Origin of the sequence: Streptomyces chromofuscus (genome assembly GCF_015160875.1) — a bacterium.
GTDB classification, from domain to species: Bacteria; Actinomycetota; Actinomycetes; order Streptomycetales; family Streptomycetaceae; genus Streptomyces; species Streptomyces chromofuscus.
Window position 1 is genome coordinate 3,926,181 of record NZ_CP063374.1, and the last position, 21,132, is coordinate 3,947,312.

Annotated in this window: 23 protein-coding genes, 1 tRNA gene and 1 pseudogene; 9 read left to right on the forward strand and 16 right to left on the reverse strand. The window is 72.7% G+C overall.

Annotated elements, in window-relative coordinates:
- Nucleotides 1-13: 13 nt before the first annotated feature.
- The 5 genes from IPT68_RS17685 to IPT68_RS17705 all read right to left on the reverse strand — a co-directional run bounded on the left by IPT68_RS17685 (nucleotide 14) and on the right by IPT68_RS17705 (nucleotide 6,345).
- Nucleotides 14-1,963 (reverse strand): copper resistance CopC/CopD family protein, encoded by a 1,950-nt coding sequence (locus tag IPT68_RS17685; protein WP_373300488.1) that lies wholly within the window; start codon nucleotides 1,961-1,963, stop codon nucleotides 14-16.
- A 314-nt stretch (nucleotides 1,964-2,277) separates the two neighbouring features.
- The gene (locus IPT68_RS17690; RefSeq protein ID WP_189696099.1) at nucleotides 2,278-3,042 is read right to left on the reverse strand and encodes an SDR family NAD(P)-dependent oxidoreductase; all 765 of its coding nucleotides are present in this window, start codon (nucleotides 3,040-3,042) and stop codon (nucleotides 2,278-2,280) included.
- Nucleotides 3,039-3,512: a cupin domain-containing protein gene (locus IPT68_RS17695; RefSeq protein WP_189696098.1), complete on the reverse strand. Its 474-nt coding sequence runs from the start codon at nucleotides 3,510-3,512 to the stop codon at nucleotides 3,039-3,041. Before IPT68_RS17695 ends, IPT68_RS17690 begins: the two co-directional genes overlap by 4 nt.
- 117 nt (nucleotides 3,513-3,629) lie before the next feature.
- Entirely contained in the window at nucleotides 3,630-4,238 is a 609-nt protein-coding gene (locus IPT68_RS17700; protein ID WP_189696097.1) for a GNAT family N-acetyltransferase, read from the reverse strand.
- Nucleotides 4,231-6,345: a penicillin acylase family protein gene (locus tag IPT68_RS17705; RefSeq protein WP_189696096.1), complete on the reverse strand. Its 2,115-nt coding sequence runs from the start codon at nucleotides 6,343-6,345 to the stop codon at nucleotides 4,231-4,233. The genes IPT68_RS17700 and IPT68_RS17705 overlap by 8 nt, the downstream gene beginning before the upstream one ends.
- 91 nt (nucleotides 6,346-6,436) lie before the next feature.
- Here IPT68_RS17705 and IPT68_RS17710 point away from each other — a divergent pair, with 91 nt between their 5' ends.
- Nucleotides 6,437-7,165 carry a siderophore-interacting protein gene (locus IPT68_RS17710; protein WP_189696095.1) on the forward strand — a complete coding sequence of 243 codons (729 nt, stop codon included), beginning with the start codon at nucleotides 6,437-6,439 and terminating at the stop codon, nucleotides 7,163-7,165.
- 92 nt (nucleotides 7,166-7,257) lie between these two features.
- Here IPT68_RS17710 and IPT68_RS17715 read toward each other — a convergent pair.
- The 4 genes from IPT68_RS17715 to IPT68_RS17730 form a co-directional block, all read right to left on the reverse strand.
- Nucleotides 7,258-7,342 (reverse strand) — tRNA-Ser (locus tag IPT68_RS17715).
- A gap of 69 nt (nucleotides 7,343-7,411) precedes the next feature.
- Nucleotides 7,412-7,867: a tRNA adenosine(34) deaminase TadA gene (gene tadA / locus IPT68_RS17720; protein WP_189696094.1), complete on the reverse strand. Its 456-nt coding sequence runs from the start codon at nucleotides 7,865-7,867 to the stop codon at nucleotides 7,412-7,414.
- Nucleotides 7,868-7,899: 32 nt separating this feature from the next.
- The gene (locus tag IPT68_RS17725) at nucleotides 7,900-8,436 is read right to left on the reverse strand and encodes a tRNA adenosine deaminase-associated protein (protein ID WP_189696093.1); all 537 of its coding nucleotides are present in this window, start codon (nucleotides 8,434-8,436) and stop codon (nucleotides 7,900-7,902) included.
- Between the two features lie 303 nt (nucleotides 8,437-8,739).
- Nucleotides 8,740-8,943, reverse strand: a complete 204-nt coding sequence (locus tag IPT68_RS17730; protein WP_189696092.1) for a hypothetical protein — start codon at nucleotides 8,941-8,943, stop codon at nucleotides 8,740-8,742.
- A gap of 96 nt (nucleotides 8,944-9,039) precedes the next feature.
- Here IPT68_RS17730 and upp point away from each other — a divergent pair, with 96 nt between their 5' ends.
- Entirely contained in the window at nucleotides 9,040-9,675 is a 636-nt protein-coding gene (upp, locus tag IPT68_RS17735) for a uracil phosphoribosyltransferase (RefSeq protein ID WP_189696091.1), read from the forward strand.
- A 606-nt stretch (nucleotides 9,676-10,281) separates the two neighbouring features.
- Here the strand turns inward: upp and IPT68_RS17740 are convergent.
- Nucleotides 10,282-10,923 (reverse strand): LytR C-terminal domain-containing protein, encoded by a 642-nt coding sequence (locus IPT68_RS17740; RefSeq protein WP_228039741.1) that lies wholly within the window; start codon nucleotides 10,921-10,923, stop codon nucleotides 10,282-10,284.
- Nucleotides 10,924-11,045: 122 nt separating this feature from the next.
- Nucleotides 11,046-11,342, reverse strand: a complete 297-nt coding sequence (locus IPT68_RS17745; protein WP_003991361.1) for a type II toxin-antitoxin system VapB family antitoxin — start codon at nucleotides 11,340-11,342, stop codon at nucleotides 11,046-11,048.
- 104 nt (nucleotides 11,343-11,446) lie between these two features.
- On the opposite strand from IPT68_RS17745, the pseudogene IPT68_RS17750 reads away from it, so the two are divergent.
- Nucleotides 11,447-12,067, forward strand: a pseudogene (locus tag IPT68_RS17750) (helicase HerA-like domain-containing protein); the annotation flags it as partial.
- Nucleotides 12,068-12,159: 92 nt separating this feature from the next.
- Here IPT68_RS17750 and IPT68_RS34640 read toward each other — a convergent pair.
- From IPT68_RS34640 to IPT68_RS17765, 4 genes are all read right to left on the reverse strand, one after another.
- Entirely contained in the window at nucleotides 12,160-12,282 is a 123-nt protein-coding gene (locus IPT68_RS34640; protein WP_265583748.1) for a hypothetical protein, read from the reverse strand.
- Nucleotides 12,283-12,332: 50 nt separating this feature from the next.
- Nucleotides 12,333-12,665, reverse strand: coding sequence for a hypothetical protein (locus IPT68_RS17755; protein WP_228039742.1), 333 nt, complete (start codon nucleotides 12,663-12,665; stop codon nucleotides 12,333-12,335).
- A 259-nt stretch (nucleotides 12,666-12,924) separates the two neighbouring features.
- Entirely contained in the window at nucleotides 12,925-13,602 is a 678-nt protein-coding gene (locus IPT68_RS17760; RefSeq protein WP_189696090.1) for an HdeD family acid-resistance protein, read from the reverse strand.
- Between the two features lie 67 nt (nucleotides 13,603-13,669).
- The gene (locus IPT68_RS17765) at nucleotides 13,670-14,263 is read right to left on the reverse strand and encodes an HhH-GPD-type base excision DNA repair protein (RefSeq protein WP_189696089.1); all 594 of its coding nucleotides are present in this window, start codon (nucleotides 14,261-14,263) and stop codon (nucleotides 13,670-13,672) included.
- Nucleotides 14,264-14,455: 192 nt separating this feature from the next.
- Between IPT68_RS17765 and IPT68_RS17770 the strand changes: the two genes are divergently transcribed.
- The 4 genes from IPT68_RS17770 (at nucleotide 14,456) to IPT68_RS17785 (ending at nucleotide 17,270) form a co-directional block, all read left to right on the forward strand.
- Nucleotides 14,456-14,635, forward strand: a complete 180-nt coding sequence (locus IPT68_RS17770; RefSeq protein ID WP_189696088.1) for a hypothetical protein — start codon at nucleotides 14,456-14,458, stop codon at nucleotides 14,633-14,635.
- Entirely contained in the window at nucleotides 14,632-14,925 is a 294-nt protein-coding gene (locus IPT68_RS17775; RefSeq protein ID WP_189696087.1) for a Dabb family protein, read from the forward strand. Before IPT68_RS17770 ends, IPT68_RS17775 begins: the two co-directional genes overlap by 4 nt.
- 147 nt (nucleotides 14,926-15,072) lie before the next feature.
- Nucleotides 15,073-15,996 carry an RNA polymerase sigma factor SigF gene (locus tag IPT68_RS17780; RefSeq protein WP_189696086.1) on the forward strand — a complete coding sequence of 308 codons (924 nt, stop codon included), beginning with the start codon at nucleotides 15,073-15,075 and terminating at the stop codon, nucleotides 15,994-15,996.
- Between the two features lie 338 nt (nucleotides 15,997-16,334).
- Nucleotides 16,335-17,270, forward strand: coding sequence for an RNA polymerase sigma factor SigF (locus tag IPT68_RS17785; protein WP_189696085.1), 936 nt, complete (start codon nucleotides 16,335-16,337; stop codon nucleotides 17,268-17,270).
- Nucleotides 17,271-17,744: 474 nt separating this feature from the next.
- Here the strand turns inward: IPT68_RS17785 and IPT68_RS17790 are convergent, their stop codons facing one another.
- Nucleotides 17,745-17,939, reverse strand: coding sequence for a hypothetical protein (locus tag IPT68_RS17790; RefSeq protein ID WP_189696084.1), 195 nt, complete (start codon nucleotides 17,937-17,939; stop codon nucleotides 17,745-17,747).
- Between the two features lie 182 nt (nucleotides 17,940-18,121).
- Here IPT68_RS17790 and IPT68_RS17795 point away from each other — a divergent pair, with 182 nt between their 5' ends.
- Nucleotides 18,122-18,571 carry a MarR family winged helix-turn-helix transcriptional regulator gene (locus IPT68_RS17795; RefSeq protein WP_189696083.1) on the forward strand — a complete coding sequence of 150 codons (450 nt, stop codon included), beginning with the start codon at nucleotides 18,122-18,124 and terminating at the stop codon, nucleotides 18,569-18,571.
- Between the two features lie 15 nt (nucleotides 18,572-18,586).
- Entirely contained in the window at nucleotides 18,587-21,112 is a 2,526-nt protein-coding gene (locus tag IPT68_RS17800; RefSeq protein ID WP_189696082.1) for an MFS transporter, read from the forward strand.
- Nucleotides 21,113-21,132: the final 20 nt, after the last annotated feature.

Below are 21,132 nucleotides of genomic sequence, written 5' to 3' on the forward strand. Positions count from 1 at the left end.
CCACAGCCGTCCCCTACCCGACGCGGACGTCCTTCTCCACCGTGACCTGGTCGATGTCCGTCGTCCGGATGGTGATCTTCATGGTCCAGACGCCGGGCAGCGGCAGCCGGAGCTTGTCGGTGCCCCAGTAACCGCCCCGGTTCTCCAACTCGGCGTCGATCGGGCCGACGTCCTGCGCCCGCAGGGTGAAGGTGAGGCGCAGTTCGGGGACGGTGACGATGCCGCCGTCGGGGCCGAAGACGACGGCCTGGACCTGGTTCCGGCCCACCTTTCCCGGCGCGAGGTCGAGCTGGACCTTGCCGTGGCCGTTCGGGGTGCCCACGTCGAAGGGCACCAGGCTGCTGGACGCGGTCGGCTCGCCCGGGTCGGCGGCCGTCGCCGCCGCTGCGGACTCGGTGGCGGCGCGGCCGGGGAGGGTGATGGTGAGGAGCGTGGCGATCACGAGGACCAGCACGGCGGTCATGAACTCGGCGAGGACGGAACGGCGCAGGGCTCGGCGGTGCCGGTCGTGGTGGTCCCGATGCTCATGGTGGTCGCTGGACTCCTGGCCGTCCCGAGGCCCATGCTCGGTGACGGCGGAGTCGCTCACGTCCACTCCCCCGTGCCCGCTCACCGCCCCCTCGGCCCTCTCGGCCCCCGCGCCGACACCCACTTCCGCCGACCCGCCCACTTCCGCCGGCCCGCCCACCGTCTCCAGCACCCGCGCCGCGGCCTCCGCCCGCGCCGGTTCCCCCGCCGCCCAGCGGCGCGTCCATCCGCGGGAGAGGCCCGCCGCCGCGAGGAGCAGGGCGACGGCGGCCAGTTTGACCAGCAGGACGCGGCCGTACGTCGTCCCGGTGAGGGCCTCCCAGGAGCCCAGGCCTCGCCAGGACTGGTAGACGCCGGTGGCGGTGAGGACGACCACCGAGGCGAGAGCCAGCCGGGAGAAGCGGGTCACGGCGGCGGGCGTGAGGTCGTGCGGGGCCCGGTGGAGGACGGTGAGCAGGGCCGTCAGGCCGCCCAGCCAGACCGCCATGGCCAGCAGGTGCAGCACGGACGACGCCATCGCCACCGGCACCTGGATGCCGGCGGAGGCGTGTTCGGCGGCGGCCCAGGTGACGGCCAGGGCGACGGACAGCGCGATGCCGGGTGCGGGACGGGTCGAACGGCGAGCGGGGCGGCGTACCAGGACGAAGGCCGCCGCCAGCAGGGCGAGCCGGGCCAGCAGCGCCAGCCCTGGCCGGGTGGTGAGCGTGGCGCCCAGGACGGTCGGGTCGAGGGCGTCCGTCAGGCCCGTGCCGCGTTCGTAGGGGCCGCGCAGGAGGAGCAGGGCGGCCGTGGAGATCACCAGGGTCAGCCAGGCGGCCGGGACGAGTCGGCGCAGGGCGTCGGTGGGGCCGCGCAGGGCGGCGGACATGAAGACGGCGACGCCGATGACCAGGGCGAGGCCGCCGTACGCGGCGTAGCGGGCGACGTTGTAGAGGGATGCGGTCGCAGGGTCCTCGGCCGGGCCGGTCACCGCGGCGGTCGTCGCGGACGGTTCGCCCACCGAGAAGACGAACGCCCCCGAGACGGGGTGGCTGTCCGCCGAGACGACCCGCCAGGCCACCGTGTACGTGCCGTCGGCCAGGTCCGCGGGCAGGCCGACCCGGACGGTGTCGGCGCGGTCGCCCGGGTGTGCGGCCTCGCCGGTGTCGACGGGGCGGTTGTCCGGGTCGATCACCCGTACCGAGTCGTCGAGCAGGCCGACCGACTCGGTGAAGGTCAGGGTGATGTGGCGAGGGGCGGAGTCGAGGACGGATCCGTCGCGGGGGTCGGTGCGGCCGAGTGCGGCGTGCGCGGACGCGGGGGCCGCACCGGCGAGGAGGAGCAGGACCAGCACGGCGCCCAGCAGCACCAGCCGCGGAAGTCGCCGGTGCGGTCCGGGTCGTGGGGAGGCGCCGCCGTCGCCGCCGTGCCGTGCTCCGCCATCGCGCATCCCCATCGCCGCTCCGTCGTCGCATCCGCTTCCGGATTACGTACGGATGCGGGGGCCGATGTGCTCAGCGCACGCCGGAATGAGCGACGGGCGGTCGGGCACCACCACCGGTCGGGGCCGACTGGACGGCCGAGTGCGGCCGGCCGACGAGGTCACCGCCGGAGGAACCGGCCCATCGGGCACCACCACCGCCCGGGATCAACGGAACGAGCAACACGGCCGGCCGGCGAGAACCGACAGGAAACCCGGCCCACCACGAGCGCACCACGGCGACGGAACCCGCCGAGCCCGCCCGCCGGCCTCCCCACCCCTCCGCAGCCTCACCACGTGGGCCGCGCCGACACCCCGCCGTCCACCACCAGGTCGTGCCCCGTCACCCAGGACGCCAGTGGTGAGGCCAGGAACACGCACGCGTCCCCGATGTCCTGCGCCCGCCCCAGCCGGCCGAGCGGCACCGCGCGTCGCCAGCGCTCGACGCCCTCCGGCCAGCCCTCCGCCAGCCCCTCCCGGTCGATCAGCCCGGGCGAGACGGTGTTGACGCGGATCCCGTGGCGCCCGTACTCCAGCGCCGCCGACCGGGCGTGCATCACGACGGCCGCCTTGGAGGCGCAGTAGTGGGCGTGCGCCGGCGCCGGCGCGCTCGCCTCGATGGAGGCGATGTGCGTCACCGAGCCCCCTTCGCCCCGCTCCCGCATGACCTCGACGGCCGCCTGGGTGCAGGCGAAGACGCTGGTCAGGTTGGTGTCCACGACCGTCCGCCATTCGGCCGCCGTCATCCCGGCGAGCTCCCGCACCGGCTGCACGGCGGCGTTGTTGACCAGCGCGGTCAGTCGCCCGTCCGCCCACTCGGCGGCCTCGCGCACCACGCGCCGGCACGCGTCCTCGTCGGTCAGGTCCGCCCGCAGTACGACCGCCCGGCCGCCCAGGTCCTCGATCGCGGACGCCACCGCACGCGCCGATTCCACCGCCGTACGGCAGTGCACCGCGACCGCCGCGCCCTGCTCCGCGAACCGCAGGGCGATGCCCCGGCCGATTCCGCCGCCCGCGCCCGTGACCAGGGCGGTCTGGCCCTCCAGCAGCCTCATGGCCGGCACAGTTCCACGATCCGCTCGGCCCGGTCCGGATACCGGGCGGTCAACTCGGCGGCGTCGCCGTGCTCGTACCCCGCGAAGGTGAAACCGGGCGCCATCGTGCAGCCGAAGAACGTCCAGGAACCGCCCTCGGCGACCCGCCCGCCCATCCAGGTGCCGGCCGCCACGGTGAACTGCGGGTACTGGCCGCCGAGCACGTCCGGTCCGAGGACGGCCGTGCGGGAGGTGCCGTCGGGCGCGAGCAGCAGCAGTTCCAGCGGGTCGCCGAGGTAGAAGTGCCAGACCTCGTCGGTGGGCAGGCGGTGCAGGGCGGAGTAGTCGTCCCGCCGGAGCAGGGCGACGATGGCGGTGCCCTCCGGGCGTCCGTCGGGGCGGTCCGGTCCGGCCCAGGTCTGCCGGAACAGGCCGCCCTCGCGGGGGATCGGCTCCATGGAGTAGTGCGCGACGAGGTCCTCGGGAGTCACGCGGCGAAGGCTACCGGCGGAACAGGCCGTCCTCGCGGGGAATCGGCTGCATGGCGACACGCGTCGCCCCGCGCGAGCGAAGCCGGGCGCGGGAGAGCGCGACGAGGTGCTCGGGAGTCACGCCGGGAAGGCGACCGCCCGGGGCAGGAAGGCGAGTTGGGCGTGCTTCTCCGGCAGGTGCACGTCCGGCAGGTTGATCTCCGGCAGGACGACCTTCGGCCCCGCCACGAATCCCTGCCGCAGGAAACGGTCGATCGCCTTGTCGTTGCGCACGTCCGGGTCGACCACGATCCGCTGCCGGCCGAGCGTGAGCAGCACGTACGACGTGAGGGCGAGCAGCAGGCCGGCCGTCCAGCCGGCGCGGGCGCCGCCCGGGTGCGCGGGCGCGAGCAGCAGGTGGACACCGATGTCGCCGGGCCGCACCTCGTAGCACTCGCTGACGCGGTCCGCCTCCGGCTCGTAGGTCTGGAACAGGGCGGCCGGTTCGCCGTCCTTCACCACCAGGTACGCGTGGTGGGTGTCCAGTGTGTCCATGTGGGCGTAGATGCCGGCGACGTCGTCGCGGGTGAGCCCGTTCATGCCCCAGAAGGCGGCCCGCTCCTGGCTCACCCAGCCGTGGACCACCTCGGCGTCGCCCTGCGCGTCGAGGGGCAGGACGCGCACGGTGCCCAAGCCGTCGACCACCTGTTCGTGGACGGCGGTGCGGTCGGCGTAGGGGTCAGTCATCGTCGGTCTCCTTCGTCAGGCGGGCCCAGTCGGTGACGACCGGGACGAGGTCTCCCCTGGTCCACAGCGGGAGCTGGTCGCGGTGGTGCGCCGAGCCGGGCACACCGGACGTGCCGAGCGGCACCACCCACAGGCTGTCCTCGCGGCGGGCCAGGTCCCACACGTAGCGGGCGGCCGGGCCGCGGGCGGCGAGGTCGGTGAGGCCGGGGACGGCCGAGGTGCACAGCACGCAGTCGTGGTCGCCGGACAGGGCCGGTTCGGGGTGCGCGTCGGTCCCCCCGGTGGAGTACGGCGTGCCGGGCAGCGCCCGCCACGGGGCGAGGCGGTGGGTGTCGCCCCAGGTGCGGGCGGCCGGTACGGCCACGACCTCCTCCAGGGCCGCCCGGACGATCGCCGGACGGTCGATGCCGTACAGCTCCCCGGCCTTCAGCAGGTTCTCCAGGGCGAACGCGATCCGCGCGGTGAGGCCCAGCCAGGGCAGCAGGACCTCGGGGTAGGCGGGCGGCTCGGTGAGCGCGGTGAACGCCGGGTGGGCGGCGAGCCGGCGGACGACGGCGCTGCGGACGGCCGCGTAGGCGGCGGCCTCCTCGCTGGTCGCGTCCATGCGGTGGTCCCAGCGCAGCAGCCGGTCGCGCAGGCGGGCGGCCTCGGGGTCCAGGCCGTCGAGGGCCGCGAGGAGGGCGAGGAGGGGAGCGGCGGAGGCGAGGTGGGTGTCCATGTGGATCGCCGGCATGTCGGCCGCCGACCACTGGTCCTTCTCGTTCAGCAGCGCGGTGATGCGGTCGGCGCGGTGCGGTGGGGCGAACTCGACGCCGAGCGGGGTGGACGGGCCGCGCTGGTTGGCCATCACCGCGATGCCGTCGGTCAGACCCGCTCGCGGCGTCTCGTGCCAGCCGCGCCACTCGTGGCCGGGCTCCCAGGCGGCCACGAGCCGCACCCGGTTGGCCTCGGCCCGCACCGGCACCCGGCCCGCCACCCGGTGCAGGGTGCCGCCCTCGGTGTCGGCGGCCTGCACGACGTTGACGGGCTCCACCCAGGCGTCGAAGGCGCGGTCGACGTCGGCGACCGTGCGGGCGCGCAGCAGCGGGAGCAGGGCGGCGAAACCTACGTCCGCGGTGACGCGGGGCGGGTAACGGAGGCTGAGGGCGAGGGGGGTCTCGGGATCGCCCGGGAAGAGGGTGCCGTCGTCGAGGCCCTCCGGACCGCCGGCGATCACCGGTCCCCGCTCGGTCTCGATCACCTCGACCGGCACCGGCTCCGCGTCGCGCACCTCGACGAACTCGGTGTCCCGGTAGGCGCGTTCCCAGCGTCCGTGCGGGCCGAGGGCCTCCACGCCCGCGCCCGTCCGCCGCAGCCGCTCGCGGTAGAGGTCCTGGTAGTCGGCCATGGCGTTGGTGATGGCCCAGGCGACGGTGCCGGTGTGGCCGAAGTGGGCGATGCCGGGGACGCCGGGGACGGCCAGGCCGACGACGTCGAACTCCGGGCAGCTCAACCGGACCTGCTGGTACACGCCCGGCTCCTCGATGAACCGGTGCGGGTCACCGGCGATCACCGCCTTCCCGGTGACGGTCCGCTCCCCGGCGACCAGCCAGCCGTTGCTGCCGGAGGTGCCGGGGCCGTCCGTGGCGAACAGCGCCACCGCCTCCCGCCCCAGCCGCCGAATCACCTGCTCGCGCCAGAGCTTCGCCGGGAAGCCCGCGAAGAGGATGTGCGTGGACAGCCAGACGGCGAGCGGGGTCCAGGGCTCCCAGCGGCCGGGCGTCAGGCCGGTCTCGGTGAACTCGGGGGTACGGCGGGCGCCTTCGGCGAGAGCCTCGTTGACTCCCTCGACGTAGGCCCGGACCCAGTCGGCCGTCCCGGGGTCCAGGGCGTCGAAAGAACGTTTCGCCGTGTCCGCCAGCCGCGCCCGTCTCGCCAGGACGTCCCACGACACGGCGGCCGGTCCGAGGAACGCGGCGGAGGTGCCCCGGGCGCGGTGGCGTTCGACCTCCAGCTGCCAGGCCCGGTCCAGGGCGGTGACCCGGCCCTGGGCGCGGGCGAGTTCGCGGGCGTCCGTGGCGCGCAGGTGCGGGATGCCCCAGGCGTCGCGATAGGTCTCGATGGTCACCTGGTCATCACCCTGTCATCCCTCTGAGCTTTAGGTTAGGCTTCCCTAAGTTTGTCGTGGCGGAATGCTACGCGAAAGGTGAAGGCGCGCCATGGGGCAGGGGCACGGTTGGCAGGGCGCGGTCCTGAAGCTGATGGGCGCGAAGGACTTCGTCCTCACCGTCACCGGGGCCGAGGACGTCACCCCGGAGTACCGCCGGCTGCACTTCACCGACGGCGGCCTGCTCTCCGCCTACGGGGTGCACCCCACGATGTGGGTCCGGCTGTGGTTCGACAACGCGGGCAAGCCGCACCAGCGGGCGTACACGCTGGTCGACCCGGACCGTGAGACCAACACGTTCAGCCTCGAGTTCGCACTCCACGAGGGGTGCGCCAGTGATTGGGCGCGGGCGGCGAAGGAAGGGGACACGGTCGAGGCGACCGTCCAGGGCACGGGCTTCCAGCATCCCCGGCCCGAGCCCTCGCACGTCTTCGCGATCGGCGACCCGGCCTCGCTGCCCGCGCTCAACTCCCTCGTCGACGCCCTCGGATCGGCCCCCGCGACGATCTGGTTCGAGGGCGAACTGGACGGCCTGCCGTGCCACGCAAACACCGATCGGCACGAGATACGGCAGATGCCCCGCACCGGCACCGGCACCGGCACCGGCCTGGTCGACGACGTACGGGCCACGCTGCCCGCACTGCTGGCGGCCACGCCGAACCCGTACGTCTGGATCGCCTGCGAGACCGCGACGACCCGCACCCTGGCGTCCTACGTCCGCAAGGAACTGGCCGTGCCGAAGGAGCGGGTGCACGCGCTGGGGTACTGGCGGGAGACCTGATCCCTCGCCCGGCGACCGGGTGCACCGGGTGCATCGGGTGTGGAAGGAACGCGAAAGGGCGGTCCCATCGGGACCGCCCTTTCGGCTGAGAGCGGTAGCGGAGGGATTTGAACCCTCGGTGACTTGCGCCACACTCGCTTTCGAGGCGAGCTCCTTCGGCCGCTCGGACACGCTACCGAGGGAGACCTTACAGCACGGTGGGGCGTGCTCAGAAATCCGTTTCGAGCGGTCCCCGGCGCCGGGCCGTCAGCGGGCGCGGAAGAAGTCGGTGAGCAGCCCGGCGCACTCCTCGGCGAGCACGCCCTCGATCACCTCGGGCCGGTGGTTGAGACGCCGGTCGCGTATGACGTCCCAGAGGGAGCCGGCCGCGCCGGCCTTGTCGTCGCGGGCCCCGTAGACGACGCGGTCCACCCGGGACTGCACGAGCGCGCCCGCGCACATCGTGCAGGGCTCCAGGGTGACGACCAGCGTGCAGCCGGTCAGTCGCCACTCGCCCAGCTCGGCCGCCGCCCGCCGCAGCGCCAGGACCTCGGCGTGCGCGGTCGGGTCGCCGGTGGCCTCGCGTTCGTTGTGCCCGGCGGCGAGCACGGTCGTGCCGTCGGCGGCGAGGACGACCGCGCCGACGGGGACGTCGCCGCCCCGGACCGCCCGCCGGGCCTCGTCCAGGGCGAGCCGTATCGCGGCCCGCCAGGGGTCGCGCACCGGGTCCCGGGTCGTACTCGGGTCGGACGGGGTCAGCGGACGGTCTCCAGCGTCTCCGAGGCGCCCAGGGCCTCGGCGATCTCGGTGAGCGCGTCCTCCGACAGCGACAGCAACTCCTTCTCGCTGACGCCGAGGTCGTCGAGGATGCCGGTGTCACCGACCGGGCCGTGCGGCACCGCCTCGGCGGAGCCACCGCCCTCCTCGCCGTCGTCGGCGTCGTCCTCGGGTTCGCCGTCCTCGGTGCCGTCCAGGTCGAGGGCGTCCAGGTCGGCGGCGTCGTCGCCCGGCTCCCGGCCGAGCAGCTCGTCCGTGAGCAGGATCTCGCCGTAGCTGCTGCGCGCGGCGGCGGCGGCGTCCGAGACGTAGATCCGGGGGTCGTCCTCGCCGTCCACACGGACGACGCCGAACCACCCGCCCTCCTGCTCGATCAGGACGAGCACCGTGTCCTCGTCGGGAGAGGCTTCCCGGGCCAGGTCGGCCAGATCCGACAGGGTTTCCACATCGTCGAGCTCTGTGTCGCTCGCTTCCCACCCGTCTTCGGTGCGCGCGAGCAGTGCGGCGAAGTACACCGTGACTCTCCCACTGGTCTTAGGCGTGCCGGTTGGGGGTCCCCCCGGCGGAGGCTGCGGGCGGGGAGAGCTCGGGCTCCGAGTCCCACCCACTCGGAATCGTGGCAGAAACAAGGCGTTCAGGGGACGTCTTCGGCCCGCTGTGTCCGGCTGTTTTGATCGCGCGTACGCGAACGACTCACCCGCACACTCGTTGCCGCCACCTGCGGATCGTACGCGGCCCGAGGCCGAAGCCGCGCACGCCCACCCCCACAACGACCGGGCGCGGCGCGGATCCTCCCGCACCGGCACGCGCCGCGGGGGCTACCAGCGAAACGTTCGCATGCGCATCGCGTGGCGCAGCCGGGCGGCCTTGGCGCGGCGCGGCTGAACGCGGTCACGCAGTGCACGGGCTTCGGCGAGTTCCCTCAGGAACTGGGCCCGGCGCCGCCTCCGCTCGGAGTCGGTCTCCGGCGCCCTCGCGTCCGCCCGGGACGCGCGGTCGGGCAGCTCTGGCAGGTCAGGCATAGGCACACCACCCCTATCCGTCCCTCTCACCTTCCCCCGGACGGGGGGTTTGACGCCAGGGAGTACGGGCCGCGAAGCGCGGTTACTGTTGTGCTCATGCGTCTCCACGTCGTCGACCACCCCTTGGTCGCCCACAAGCTCACCACGCTGCGCGACCGCCGCACCGACTCGCCGACCTTCCGCCGGCTGGCCGACGAGCTGGTCACCCTGCTCGCCTACGAGGCCACGCGGGACGTGCGCACCGAACAGGTCGACATCGCCACCCCCGTCGCCACCACCACCGGCGTCAAGCTGTCCCACCCGCGTCCGCTGGTCGTGCCGATCCTGCGGGCCGGCCTCGGCATGCTGGACGGCATGGTGCGGCTGCTGCCGACCGCCGAGGTGGGCTTCCTGGGCATGATCCGCAACGAGGAGACGCTGCAGGCCTCCACGTACGCCACCCGCATGCCGGAGGACCTCTCCGGCCGCCAGGTGTACGTCCTGGACCCGATGCTGGCCACCGGGGGCACCCTGGTCGCGGCGATCCAGGAGCTGATCAAGCGGGGTGCCGACGACGTGACGGCCGTGGTCCTGCTGGCCGCCCCCGAGGGCGTCGAACTGATGGAGCGCGAGCTGGCCGGCACCCCGGTCACGGTCGTCACGGCCTCGGTCGACGAGCGCCTCAACGAGCACGGCTACATCGTCCCGGGCCTGGGCGACGCGGGGGACCGGATGTACGGGGCGGCGGAGTAGGACCAACGAGTGGCGGGGCGGGCACGACCGTCTCGTCCACCCGACGGCTCGGCCCCGCTCACCGCGCGGGGCGGCAGCGCAGTAACCGACTGGGCCCCGCCCACCAAGCAGCGCTCCTTGCCCGTCCGCCGAGCAAGTCGGCCAGTGCCCCGGCGGTTGCCCCGTGCCCACCGAGCGTCTCGGCACGGCCTGCCCTGCAGCTCACCCACGCCCACCGCTCAGCCGCTCGGCCGGCCACCGGAGAATGCCTCGGACACGGCCCCGGTAGCAGCACGATCATCCCGCTGAGCAGCGCGGCGGCGCGCACTCAACAGCTGGGCCGCGCCCGCCGAGCAGCGCCGCGGCGTGAACTCAGCATCTGGGTCACGCGCGCCGAGCAGCGCCCGCGGCGTGAACTCAGTATCTGGGTCACGCGCGCTGGAGGGCTCGGCGACGCCCGATCACCCGCCCGGCGGACCCTTGGTCACCAGCCCGGCCGAGTTCTGGTCGCCGGCCCGGCGGAGTTCCGGGTCGCCAGCCCGGCGGCCCCTTGGGCACCAGCCCGGCCGACTACCCCTGGTCAAGGGGCTCGGCCGGGCCCCGATCACCCGCCCGGCCGAGGCCCGCTCAGCAGGCTTCCTTCATGCCGGTCGCCGTCGGTCGTGGTGTGGTCAGTTGGGCCAGGGCGCGGTCGGCGGTCGGCTTCTTCGCCAGCTCCTTGAAGCCGTCGCCGATGATCAGGTCGATCGCCGCGCCCTTGCGGGCGGGGTCGGTGCGGCGGTCGGCGGTGGGCAGCTGGGTGGCGAGCACCGGCAGTGAGGTGTTCAGGGCCGAGTCGGGCCCGATCAGCAGCCCGGTGCCCTTGAGTTTCTTGTCCCACTGTTTCGGCGCGTTGCCCACCTCGCCGATCCTGAAGCCACGTTTCTTCAGCTCGTCGGCGGTCTTCTTGGCGAGCCCGCTGCGCGTCGTGGCGTTGAACACGTTGACGGTGACGGCCCCGGGCCGGGGCGCGGTCGCCGTCGCGCTGGGCGACGGGCTCGCCTTGGTCGCGCAGCCCGCCTTGGTGCCGACCGCCGAGGCCTCGTCGCCGCCGCCGGTGAAGACGTCGACGAGTTGCAGGGTGCCCCAGCCGAGGACGCCGATCACGACGACGGACGCGGTGACGACGAGTACGAGCCTGCCGCGCCGACGGGGTGGACGCATCCGCGGGTACTTGTCCCCCGTGATGCGGTACTGGCCGCCCATGCCGGGAGGAGTCAGCATGCTCATGAGCGCAGCGTAGTGCGCCCGGGCGGCGATGCCTACTACATGATCATCAGACACCGCTCAGGAGAACCCGAAAGGGCCAAGCCGTGTCCGGCCGGTGCGGCTGACGGGGACGACCGCGGGTGTCAGTCCAGCTCGAGGACGCGCGCGTGGAGCACCTGGCGCTGCTGGAGCGCCGCACGCACCGCGCGGTGCAGGCCGTCCTCCAGGTAGAGGTCGCCCTGCCACTTCACGACGTGCGCGAAGAGGTCGCCGTAGAAGGTCGAGTCCTCGGCGAGGAGGGTCTCGAGGTCGAGCTGCTGCTTGGTCGTCACGAGCTGATCGAGGCGGACCGGGCGCGGCGCGACGTCCGCCCACTGCCGGGTGCTGTCCCGGCCGTGGTCGGGGTACGGCCGGCCGTTTCCGATGCGCTTGAAGATCACACGGAAAGCCTACCGGTCGAGACGTTCCGGGCGCAGCCATGGAGAGGGAGCGCAACGCTGGAAAAGATGCCGTGAACCGGGGTGAAACGGAACAGGGGTCCGACATGAGTGACGGCGAGACCGGGCCCGCGGCCACCGGCCCCGAGGCATCCGGCAGCGCTCCCGCCCTCCCCGAGGAGGCCCGGAGGATCGCCGACGGCTACGCGTTCACCGGTCCCGCGCTGGATCTCGGCGCCCTGCTGTGGGACGGCCGGTGCCTGCCGGAGGCCCGGCTTCGCGTCCCGCTGCCGATGCTCAGCCGGCACGGGCTGATCGCGGGCGCCACCGGTACCGGCAAGACGAGGACCGTCCAGCTGATCGCCGAGCAGCTCTCGGCGCACGGCGTCCCCGTCTTCCTCGCGGACGTCAAGGGTGATGCGTCGGGCATCTCGGCGCCGGGCCTGGCGAACGACGAGATCCGCTCCCGCGCCGCCGAGGTGCGCCGGCAGTGGACGCCGACCGGCTTCCCGGCCCGGTTCCACGCCCTGGGCGGCATGGGCCACGGCATCCCGCTGCGCGCCACCGTCACCAGCTTCGGTCCGGTCCTGCTCGCCAAGGTGCTCCGGCTCAACCGGACCCAGGGGGAGTCCCTCGGCCTGATCTTCCACTACGCCGACACCAAGGGCCTGGAGCTGATCGACCTCAAGGACCTGCGCGCGGTCGTCGCCTTCCTCACCTCCGACGATCCGCTCCATCGGCACCCAGGTCGGGCGGGAGATCACCCGCTCGGTCCTCGGCACAGCGAGGCGGAGGCGGTAGGCCCGCCTCCGCCGTCGGCTCAGCGGCCCCGTTCCTTCGGCGGCTGCTGTGGCTGCTTGGCGTCCTTCAGTTCCGGCTTCGCGTTACGGATGGCCTCCGCGCGCACCAGGGCGCGCAGAACGGCGTACGGATCCGAGGGCATGGCTGTGGCTCCTTGCGTCGTACCGACTGACCTGGGGACAGGGCGGTCTGTCAGCAACGCAGGACCACCGAGCGCAGGGTCCGCAGTAGGTACGGCGGCCCGGTCGGCGCCTGTGGCTCGCGGACCGGCGCGCTCCCCACGACGGGGGAGGCCGGCCGTACCGGACGCTGGGGCACCACGGGCCGGTGCGCGCCCCGTCCCGGCGGGCGCAGGGCGGTGTCGAGGACGTCGGCCTCGACCACCTCCCCCGCCAGGGCCGCGACGGGCGCCGCCGCCGCCTCCGTGTGCGCGACCGGCAGGACCAGCACGAGCAGCAGGACGACCACGCGGGACCAGGCGCGACGGCGCGCTGCGGAGCGGCGGGACCGCGGGAACGTGCTCACAGCAGGTCATCTCCCCGGCGCCCGTACGGTGTCCGCCGCACGGCCGGTGGAATCCGCTCGCTCGGCGTAGCGACGCGGCGCGCCCACGCGACGCCGGCACACCGCGGTGTGCCGAGGAGGCACGGGCGTGTGCCGTCAGGACGCGGCGGTGTGCCGGGGGCGCACGGCGTGGTACCGGGCACACACCGCCGTGCGGCGGTCGGGCACGGGGATATGCCGGACGGGCGCGGCGACGCGCAGGGGCAGTCGGACACGGCGCTCACACCTCGCGGGGGATCCGGCGGGCGCGGGTCCGGATGCGCAGGGCCGTGACGATCTCGACCACGCCCACCGCGACCAGCCAGCAGCCGGCGACCACGGTGAGGACGGCGACCGACTCGAGCGGCGAGACGATCAGGACGGTGCCGGCGAGGGCGGTGACCGCTCCCAGGAGGATCTGCCAGCCGCGCGCGGGCATGGCCGGGTCGGAGGCGGCGGCGAGCGTCTGGGTGATCCCGCGGAACAGCCAGCCGATCCCGATCCACAGCGCGAGCAGCAGCAGCGACTGCATGGCGCCGCGGAAGCAGAACAGGCCCAGCAGGATCGACAGGGCGCCGCTGATGAACGCCAGCACCCGAAGTGCGGTCGTCTTGTGGGTGCCGAAGGCGGAGACGAGCTGGAGGACGCCGCTGAGCAGGAGGTAGAGCCCGAAGAGCACACCCGCGACCACCTGGGACGGACCGGGCCAGACCAGGACCAGGACGCCCAGGACCAAGGATGCGATGCCCGTGACGAGGACGGCCTGCCAGGCCGCCCGGGACAGCAGGTGCAGCGGGCCCTCGAAGGGCGGTTCGGGCCCCTCGTACGGGGGCCTCGGCGTGTGCGGGTCACGTGTGGCGTGGACGTGCCGGTCGTCGAACACCGGTCCCCGGGGAGACCCGCTCGGTGGCTCGGTCATGCTCCATGCTGGGAACGCGACCGGGCCGGGCGCACGCCGGAGCGGGCCAGTCGGCTGACGCCGGGCGCTACTCCTTCGCGGCCTTGGCCGCCTTCGCCGCCGCCTTCATCTCCTGCTTGTGCGCCCGCACCTTGGCCAGCGACTCGGGTCCGGTGATGTCGGCGACGGACCGGAAGGACCGGGGCGCGCCGTAGTCGCCCGCGGCCTCCCGCCATCCCTCGGGGGTCACGCCGAGCTGCTTGCCGAGCAGCGCGAGGAAGATCTGCGCCTTCTGCTTGCCGAACCCGGGCAGCTCCTGAAGCCGTTTGAGCAGCTCCCGCCCGTCGCCGACGCCCTCCCAGACGGCGCTCGCGTCGCCGTCGTAGTGCTCGACGAGGTACTGGCACAGCTGCTGGATGCGCTGGGCCATCGACCCCGGGTAGCGGTGCACGGCCGGCTTGTCGGAGAGCAGCGCGGCGAACGCCTCCGGGTCGTACGCGGCGATCTCGTGCGCGTCCAGGTCGTCGGCGCCCATCCGCCGGGCGATGGCCGACGGGCCCTTGAACGCCCACTCCATCGGGATCTGCTGGTCCAGCAGCATCCCGACCAGCGCGGCGAGCGGGGAGCGGCCGAGCAGCTCATCGGCTTCGGGGTCCTGGGCGAGGTGCAGGGTGACGTCCATGCACCGATGATCCCGCGCCGACCGCCGGGCTGCCTCCCCGTGCCGGACGCACGTCGCTCACCGCCGGCGTGGGCCGGCGAGTCGTCCGGCGCCGTTCAGCGTGCCGTTGGTCGTCAAATACGACGTGAAGCTACACTCACGGCCGGCAAACAGGCGTTCCAACGGGCACAGCAGGGGCAAGGGGAGGCCGCGGTGGCGGTGAATTCGAAGAAGCTCGCCGTCTACGTGGTCGTGGTCTTCGTGTTCTACGTGATCATCACCGATCCAGAGGGGGCCGCGGACTACGTCCAGATAGGGTTCGAGGGCATATCGGACGCCGCCCAGGCCATCGGCGACTTCATGACCTGGGTCGCCAACGGAGGAAAGTCATGATCCGCCACCTGGTCCTGTTCAAGCTCGACGAGGGCGTCGAACGCGACGACCCGCGCGTGGTCGAGGGCGTGGCCGCCTTCCGCGCCCTCGACGGCACGATCCCGGAGATCCGCACCTGGGAACTCGGCTGGAACTTCAGCGACCGGCCCATCGCGTACGACTTCGCGATCAACTCGTCGTTCGACGACCCGGCCGCCCTGGGCCGGTACCTGGAGCACCCGGCGCACCAGGCGGGGGTCGCGCTGTGGCGGGAGTTCGCCACGTGGGTGATTGCCGACTACGAGTTCTAGGACGCACGACCGACGAGCCCCCCGCCGGAACGGCAGGGGGCTCTCATGCGTCTTATGCCCCAACTTGCCCTCAACACGGCATTATGCGGTGCTTGCACACAGTGCACATGTCTTGTGATGCTATGACCGCTTTTGACGGATGAGTTGATGGATCACGAGGTGGAGTTGACCGTGCCGGCCAGTACTGCGCCTCAAGCACCGCCCCAGGAGACACCGGCTCCAGAAGCATCCGCATCGGCTCCCGAACCCGCCCTCGAACCCGCCCCCGCGCCCGAACCAGCGCCCGAACCAGCGCCCCAGCGCAGCAGCCGGGGCGCCGACACCCGGGCCCTCACCCAGGTGCTGTTCGCCCAGCTCAAGAACCTGGAACCGGGCACGCCGGAGCACACCCGGGTGCGCGGGGCGCTGATCGAGGCCAACCTGCCGCTGGTGCGCTACGCGGCCGCCCGGTTCCGCTCCCGCAACGAGCCCATGGAGGACGTCGTCCAGGTCGGCACCATCGGCCTCATCAACGCCATCGACCGCTTCGACCCGGACCGGGGCGTGCAGTTCCCGACGTTCGCGATGCCGACGGTGGTCGGCGAGATCAAGCGGTACTTCCGGGACAACGTCCGCACCGTCCACGTGCCGCGCCGGCTGCACGAACTGTGGGTGCAGGTGAACAGCGCCACCGAGGACCTGACCACCGCCTTCGGACGCTCCCCCACCACCGCCGAGATCGCCGAGCGGCTGCGCATCACCGAGGACGAGGTGCTGTCCTGCATCGAGGCGGGGCGCTCGTACCACGCCACCTCGCTGGAGGCGGCCCAGGAGGGCGACGGGCTGCCCGGACTGCTCGACCGGCTCGGCTACGAGGACCCGGCCCTGGACGGCGTCGAGCACCGCGACCTCGTCCGGCACCTGCTCGTCCAGCTCCCGGAACGCGAGCAGCGGATCCTGCTGCTGCGCTACTACAGCAATCTGACCCAGTCACAGATCAGCGCGGAGCTCGGCGTCTCCCAGATGCACGTCTCCCGGTTGCTCGCGCGCAGCTTCCAGCGCCTGCGTTCGGCGAACCGCATCGACGCATAACCGCTGAACCCCGCTCGGCGCAACCGCCATGGGGATTCACTGCGCGACCGCGCGGCGAACCGGCGCACAACCGAAAGCGGGAGCGACGCATCACCTCGGAGGGCGAATCGCTCACCAGGTGCTTTGCCGACGGATACGCCCCGAAGAACCGTCAGACCCCCTCTATCCAGGGCCTATTCGCATCTCGCATGTCGACATGTCACTACAGCGTGTTGCCGACATGTGACATTCTGCGGGAAGCGCGTTTGCCGGTGCCCCGGCTCCGGTATTCAGGTGAAGGCTGCGCTCCTCACGAGGAGCGTCACGCCGCGACCGTCCCGCGACCCAAAGGGGGTGGCATGTCCGCAGACCAGGGCAGCTCGAAGGTGCTCACGCTCACCAAGAGCGAGACAGCGCCCGAGGCGCTCGACGCGCACGACGCGCTCGACCCCATCGATGACGTCTCGGCCCTGGCGGCCGCGCCGGCCCCGGACCTTCCGGTGGCCGACGTCCCGGCCGTGCAGGCCTCGGCGGACATCGACACCCGCACCCTGTCCCGCTCCCTGTTCCTGCGGCTCGCCGCGCTCGACGAGGACAGCCCCGAGCGGGCGTACGTCCGGGACACCCTGATCGAGCTCAACCTCCCCCTCGTGCGGTACGCGGCGGCACGCTTCCGCTCCCGCAACGAGCCGATGGAGGACATCGTCCAGGTCGGCACGATCGGCCTGATCAAGGCCATCGACCGGTTCGACTGCGAACGGGGCGTGGAATTCCCGACGTTCGCGATGCCGACCGTCGTCGGCGAGATCAAGCGGTTCTTCCGCGACACCTCGTGGTCGGTGCGGGTGCCGCGCCGGCTCCAGGAACTGCGCCTGGCCCTGACCAAGGCCAGCGACGAGCTGTCCCAGAAGCTGGACCGCTCCCCGACGGTCACCGAACTCGCCACGGTGCTCGGCGTCTCCGAGGAGGACGTCGTCGACGGCCTCGCGGTCGGCAACGCCTACACCGCCTCCTCGCTGGACTCCCCGGCCCCCGAGGACGACGGAGGCGAGGGCTCCCTGGCCGACCGGCTGGGCTACGAGGACAGCGCGCTGGAGGGCGTGGAGTACCGCGAGTCCCTCAAGCCGCTACTGGCCAAACTCCCGCCCCGTGAGCGGCGGATCATCATGCTGCGCTTCTTCGCCAACATGACCCAGTCGCAGATCGGCGAGGAGGTCGGCATCTCCCAGATGCACGTCTCCCGCCTCCTCACCCGCACGCTCGCCCAGCTGCGCGAGGGCCTCATCTCCGACTGACACACCCTCTGTCCCGACGGAGTCGTCGCCCGTCACGCCGGCGCGACGCGTCGGGCACCGGGTTGCGTTCGGGACACGGTCGCCAGGCCGCCGTGGTGCCTCGCCGGGTACCGCGGCGGCCTCCGTGTGCGCGGGCGTGCGTCAACTCCACCCGGCTGCGCGGCGAGTTGCGCCGTCGGGACGGCAACGGCCGGGCCGCCCGGAGAGCGCCGACCGGGCACGCCGACGGCGCGCTTGCCGGTCCTACGACACCGAGCCCGCCGAGCCGACCGTGGGGCACGCCCGTACCGCGGTGACCGTGCCTCCACGACAGCGACTCAACTCACGTGCGTTCGGGCACGGTGGCCTTCGACCGCACATCATCGGCGTTCCCGGCGGGCGCCGCCCGGCATGCGCAGCGAGACGCGGGACGTCTCGGTCCGGTGGGAGTGAGAAGGCGGTCGCTCCGACGCGGCTGGCGATCCGCCCGCCCCGTTACTTCAGCGCGAGCCAGGCGACCGCGGCGACGATGGCGACGGCGGCCACGATGCCGACGATCAGGCCGATCCGCGGGCCCGCCGGCGCGGCCGCCTGCTGCCGGGCCTGAGGCGCCTCGTCGACGAAGGCGCGGAACATCTGGGTGCTGCCTGCGGGGTCGTGGTTGCCCTGGGGACCCTGGTTGTTAGCCATGGTCCGAGACCCTAGCGAAAACGCCGGGGCTGCCCAAGTGGGGGGCGCACAGCACCCGACCTGCACATTTACGGTCGCAATACTTGCCTTTGCCAAGGTTTTATGGCCGAACCCCCGATTTCATTTGCCTGCAGCAACCAACGTTCCTATGGTTGCTTTAAGCAACTGAACTGGGAGAGGTCATGGCAGAGCGGGCGCAGTACGAGGAACTGGCGCGTCAGTTCAGCGCCTTCGGCGCCGTGAAGCGGGAGATGGGGCGCATCCTGCCGCCCGAGTGCCCCGGCGGCTCGGCCGCCGTCCTCACCCTGCTCGGCCGGCACGGCGACATGCGGATGAGCAGGCTCGCCGAGCTGCTCAGCGTGGACATGTCGGTGACCAGCCGCCATGTCGCGCACCTCGCCGAGCGGGGCTGGATCGAGCGGTCCCCCGACCCGGCGGACAAGCGCTCCCGCATCCTGCGCCTGACGCCCAGCGGCCTGGACAAGCTCGACGAGCTGTACCGGCGGACCACACACCTGCTCGCCCAGCGGCTGAACGACTGGACCGACGACGAGCTCGGTCAGCTCATCCGGCTGATGACCCGGCTCCGGGCGAGCTTCGACGACTGCACCCGTACACCCGCAAACACGTGAGAGACAAGGAAGCCCATGGCAACATCCACACCAGCCGGTGTGCGGGCCCACGCGAGGCACGGAGGAGGCGCCCACGGCTCGCACGGCTCGGACGCCCCGATGACCCACAAGCAGATCATGGAGGCGCTGACCGGGCTGCTGCTCGGCATGTTCGTGGCGATCCTGTCGTCCACGATCGTCTCCAACGCCCTGCCGGACATCATCAAGGACCTCGGCGGCGGCCAGAGCGCCTACACCTGGGTGGTCACCGCGTCGCTGCTGGCGATGACCGCGTCCACCCCGCTGTGGGGCAAGCTCGCGGACCTCTTCTCCAAGAAGCTGCTGATCCAGCTGGCGCTGGTGGTCTTCGTGCTGGGCTCGGCGGCGGCCGGCCTGTCGCAGAACCCGGCGATGCTGATCACCTTCCGCGCTGTCCAGGGCATCGGCATGGGCGGTCTGTCCTCGCTGGCCCAGATCATCCTCGCGGCGATGATCTCCCCGCGTGAGCGCGGGCGCTACAACGGCTACCTCGGCGCCACGTTCGCCACCGCCATGGTCGGCGGCCCGCTGATCGGCGGCGTCATCACCGACACCGACTGGCTCGGCTGGCGCTGGTGCTTCTACGTCGGCGTGCCCTTCGCGGTCATAGCCCTGCTCGTCCTTCAGCGCACCCTGCACCTGCCGGTCGTCAAGCGGCGGGTCAAGGTCGACTGGGCGGGCGCCTTCTTCATCACCGCCGCGGTCTGCCTGCTGCTGATCTGGGTGACCTTCGCCGGTGACAAGTACGACTGGGCGTCCTGGCAGACGTACGCCTTGGTCGGCGGCACCGTCGCGCTGCTGCTGATCTTCCTGCTGGTCGAGACCAGGGCCGGCGAGCCGATCGTCCCGCTGCGGCTGTTCCGCAACCGCACCATCACGCTGGCCTCGCTCGCCTCGCTGTTCGTCGGCGTCGCGATGTTCGCCGGCACCATCTTCTTCAGCCAGTACTTCCAGCTGGCCCGCGACAAGTCACCGACCATGTCCGGCGTCCTGACCATCCCGCTGATCGGCGGCCTGTTCGTCTCCTCCACCGTCTCCGGCCAGGTCATCACCCGCACCGGACGCTGGAAGGCGTGGCTGCTGGCCGGCGGTGTGCTGGTGGCCGGCGGACTCGGCCTGCTCGGCACGATCCGGTACGACACCGAGTACTGGCACGTGGCGGTCTACATGGCGCTGCTCGGCCTGGGCGTCGGCATGATGATGCAGAACCTGGTCCTCGCCACGCAGAACCAGGTGGTCCCGAGCGACCTCGGCGCCGCCAGCTCGGTGGTGAACTTCTTCCGCTCGCTCGGCGGCGCCGTCGGCGTCTCCGCGCTGGGCGCGGTGCTGACCCACCGGATCACGCACTACGTCGAGGAGAGCGCCTCCAGTCTCGACCCGAAGTCGGCCGCGGCGCTGGCCGCGAACTCCTCCGGCGGCGCCATCCCGGACCTGGACGCCCTGCCCCTGCCCATCCGCACGCTGCTGGAGAGCGCGTACGGCCACGGCATCGCGGACGTCTTCCTCTACGCCTCGCCGGTCGCGCTGCTCGCGCTGCTGTGCTCGCTGTTCATCAAGGAGGTCCCGCTGAAGACCAGGGGCGCGACGGCACAGGCGGCCGCCGAGTCGGCCCCGGCCGAGGCCGTCGCTTCCGCCGAGGCCCCCGCTCCGGCCGGGCAGACCGTCCCGGGCCGGGCGGTCGTGGCGGACACCGTGGCCGGTCCCGCCGGCACGCAGCCGCTCGCGGCCGCCGTCGCCGTGGCCACCGAGCCCCCGGTCTCCGGCGGCATCCCGGTCCGCGGCCACGTCCGCGGCGCCGAGAACGCGCCGGTGCCGCAGGCCGCCGTCACGCTGATCTCGCTCGCGGGCCGTCAGCTCGGCCGCTCGGTCGCACAGGCCGACGGCTCCTACGCGGTGGACGCGCCGGGCACGGGCTCGTACGTCCTGATCGCCTCCGCCGACGGGTTCCAGCCGCAGGCGTCCACGGTCGTCGTGAACGGCGAGCCGGTGGCGTTCGACATCCTGCTCAGCGGCACCAGCGGGCTCACCGGTGTGGTGCGGGCCGCCCACAGCGCGCTGCCGGTGAAGGACGCGATGGTGATCGTGACCGATGTGCGCGGCGATCTGCTGGCCGGCCAGACCACCGGGGAGCACGGCGAGTTCGGCTTCGCCGAGCTGGTGCCCGGCCCGGTGACCGTGGCCGTCAACGCCGCCGGGTTCCGGCCGCGCGCGCTGCCCGTCGAGGTGGGCGCCACCGGCGTCACCCGGATCGAGGTCGACCTTGACGCGGGCGCGCAGGTCCAGGGCGTCGTACGGGCGCCGCACGGGCCGCTGGCCGACGCGCGCGTGACCCTGGTCGACGCGGCCGGCAACGTCGTCGGCACCGCGACGACCGGCACCGACGGGGCGTACGCCTTCACCGACCTGGACGGCGGCGAGTACACGGTGATCGCGACCGGCTACCCGCCGGTCGCGACCGCGCTGACGGTCACCGGTACCGGCGTCGACGGTCACGACATCGAACTCGCCCACTCCGTCGAGTAGTTCTCACAGATCCATCCCGG

Excerpts from the sequence above, each read along its gene's own strand:
- IPT68_RS17685 (WP_373300488.1), bottom strand. The coding sequence starts at position 1,963 with ATGGGGATGCGCGATGGCGGAGCACGGCACGGCGGCGACGGCGGCGCC.
- IPT68_RS17690 (WP_189696099.1), bottom strand. The coding sequence starts at position 3,042 with ATGAGGCTGCTGGAGGGCCAGACCGCCCTGGTCACGGGCGCGGGCGGC.
- IPT68_RS17700 (WP_189696097.1), bottom strand. The coding sequence starts at position 4,238 with ATGACTGACCCCTACGCCGACCGCACCGCCGTCCACGAACAGGTGGTC.
- IPT68_RS17710 (WP_189696095.1), top strand. The coding sequence starts at position 6,437 with ATGGGGCAGGGGCACGGTTGGCAGGGCGCGGTCCTGAAGCTGATGGGC.
- IPT68_RS17730 (WP_189696092.1), bottom strand. The coding sequence starts at position 8,943 with ATGCCTGACCTGCCAGAGCTGCCCGACCGCGCGTCCCGGGCGGACGCG.
- upp (WP_189696091.1), top strand. The coding sequence starts at position 9,040 with ATGCGTCTCCACGTCGTCGACCACCCCTTGGTCGCCCACAAGCTCACC.
- IPT68_RS17740 (WP_228039741.1), bottom strand. The coding sequence starts at position 10,923 with ATGAGCATGCTGACTCCTCCCGGCATGGGCGGCCAGTACCGCATCACG.
- IPT68_RS34640 (WP_265583748.1), bottom strand. The coding sequence starts at position 12,282 with ATGCCCTCGGATCCGTACGCCGTTCTGCGCGCCCTGGTGCGCGCGGAG.
- IPT68_RS17760 (WP_189696090.1), bottom strand. The coding sequence starts at position 13,602 with ATGACCGAGCCACCGAGCGGGTCTCCCCGGGGACCGGTGTTCGACGAC.
- IPT68_RS17765 (WP_189696089.1), bottom strand. The coding sequence starts at position 14,263 with ATGGACGTCACCCTGCACCTCGCCCAGGACCCCGAAGCCGATGAGCTG.
- IPT68_RS17775 (WP_189696087.1), top strand. The coding sequence starts at position 14,632 with ATGATCCGCCACCTGGTCCTGTTCAAGCTCGACGAGGGCGTCGAACGC.
- IPT68_RS17780 (WP_189696086.1), top strand. The coding sequence starts at position 15,073 with ATGGATCACGAGGTGGAGTTGACCGTGCCGGCCAGTACTGCGCCTCAA.
- IPT68_RS17785 (WP_189696085.1), top strand. The coding sequence starts at position 16,335 with ATGTCCGCAGACCAGGGCAGCTCGAAGGTGCTCACGCTCACCAAGAGC.
- IPT68_RS17790 (WP_189696084.1), bottom strand. The coding sequence starts at position 17,939 with ATGGCTAACAACCAGGGTCCCCAGGGCAACCACGACCCCGCAGGCAGC.
- IPT68_RS17795 (WP_189696083.1), top strand. The coding sequence starts at position 18,122 with ATGGCAGAGCGGGCGCAGTACGAGGAACTGGCGCGTCAGTTCAGCGCC.
- IPT68_RS17800 (WP_189696082.1), top strand. The coding sequence starts at position 18,587 with ATGGCAACATCCACACCAGCCGGTGTGCGGGCCCACGCGAGGCACGGA.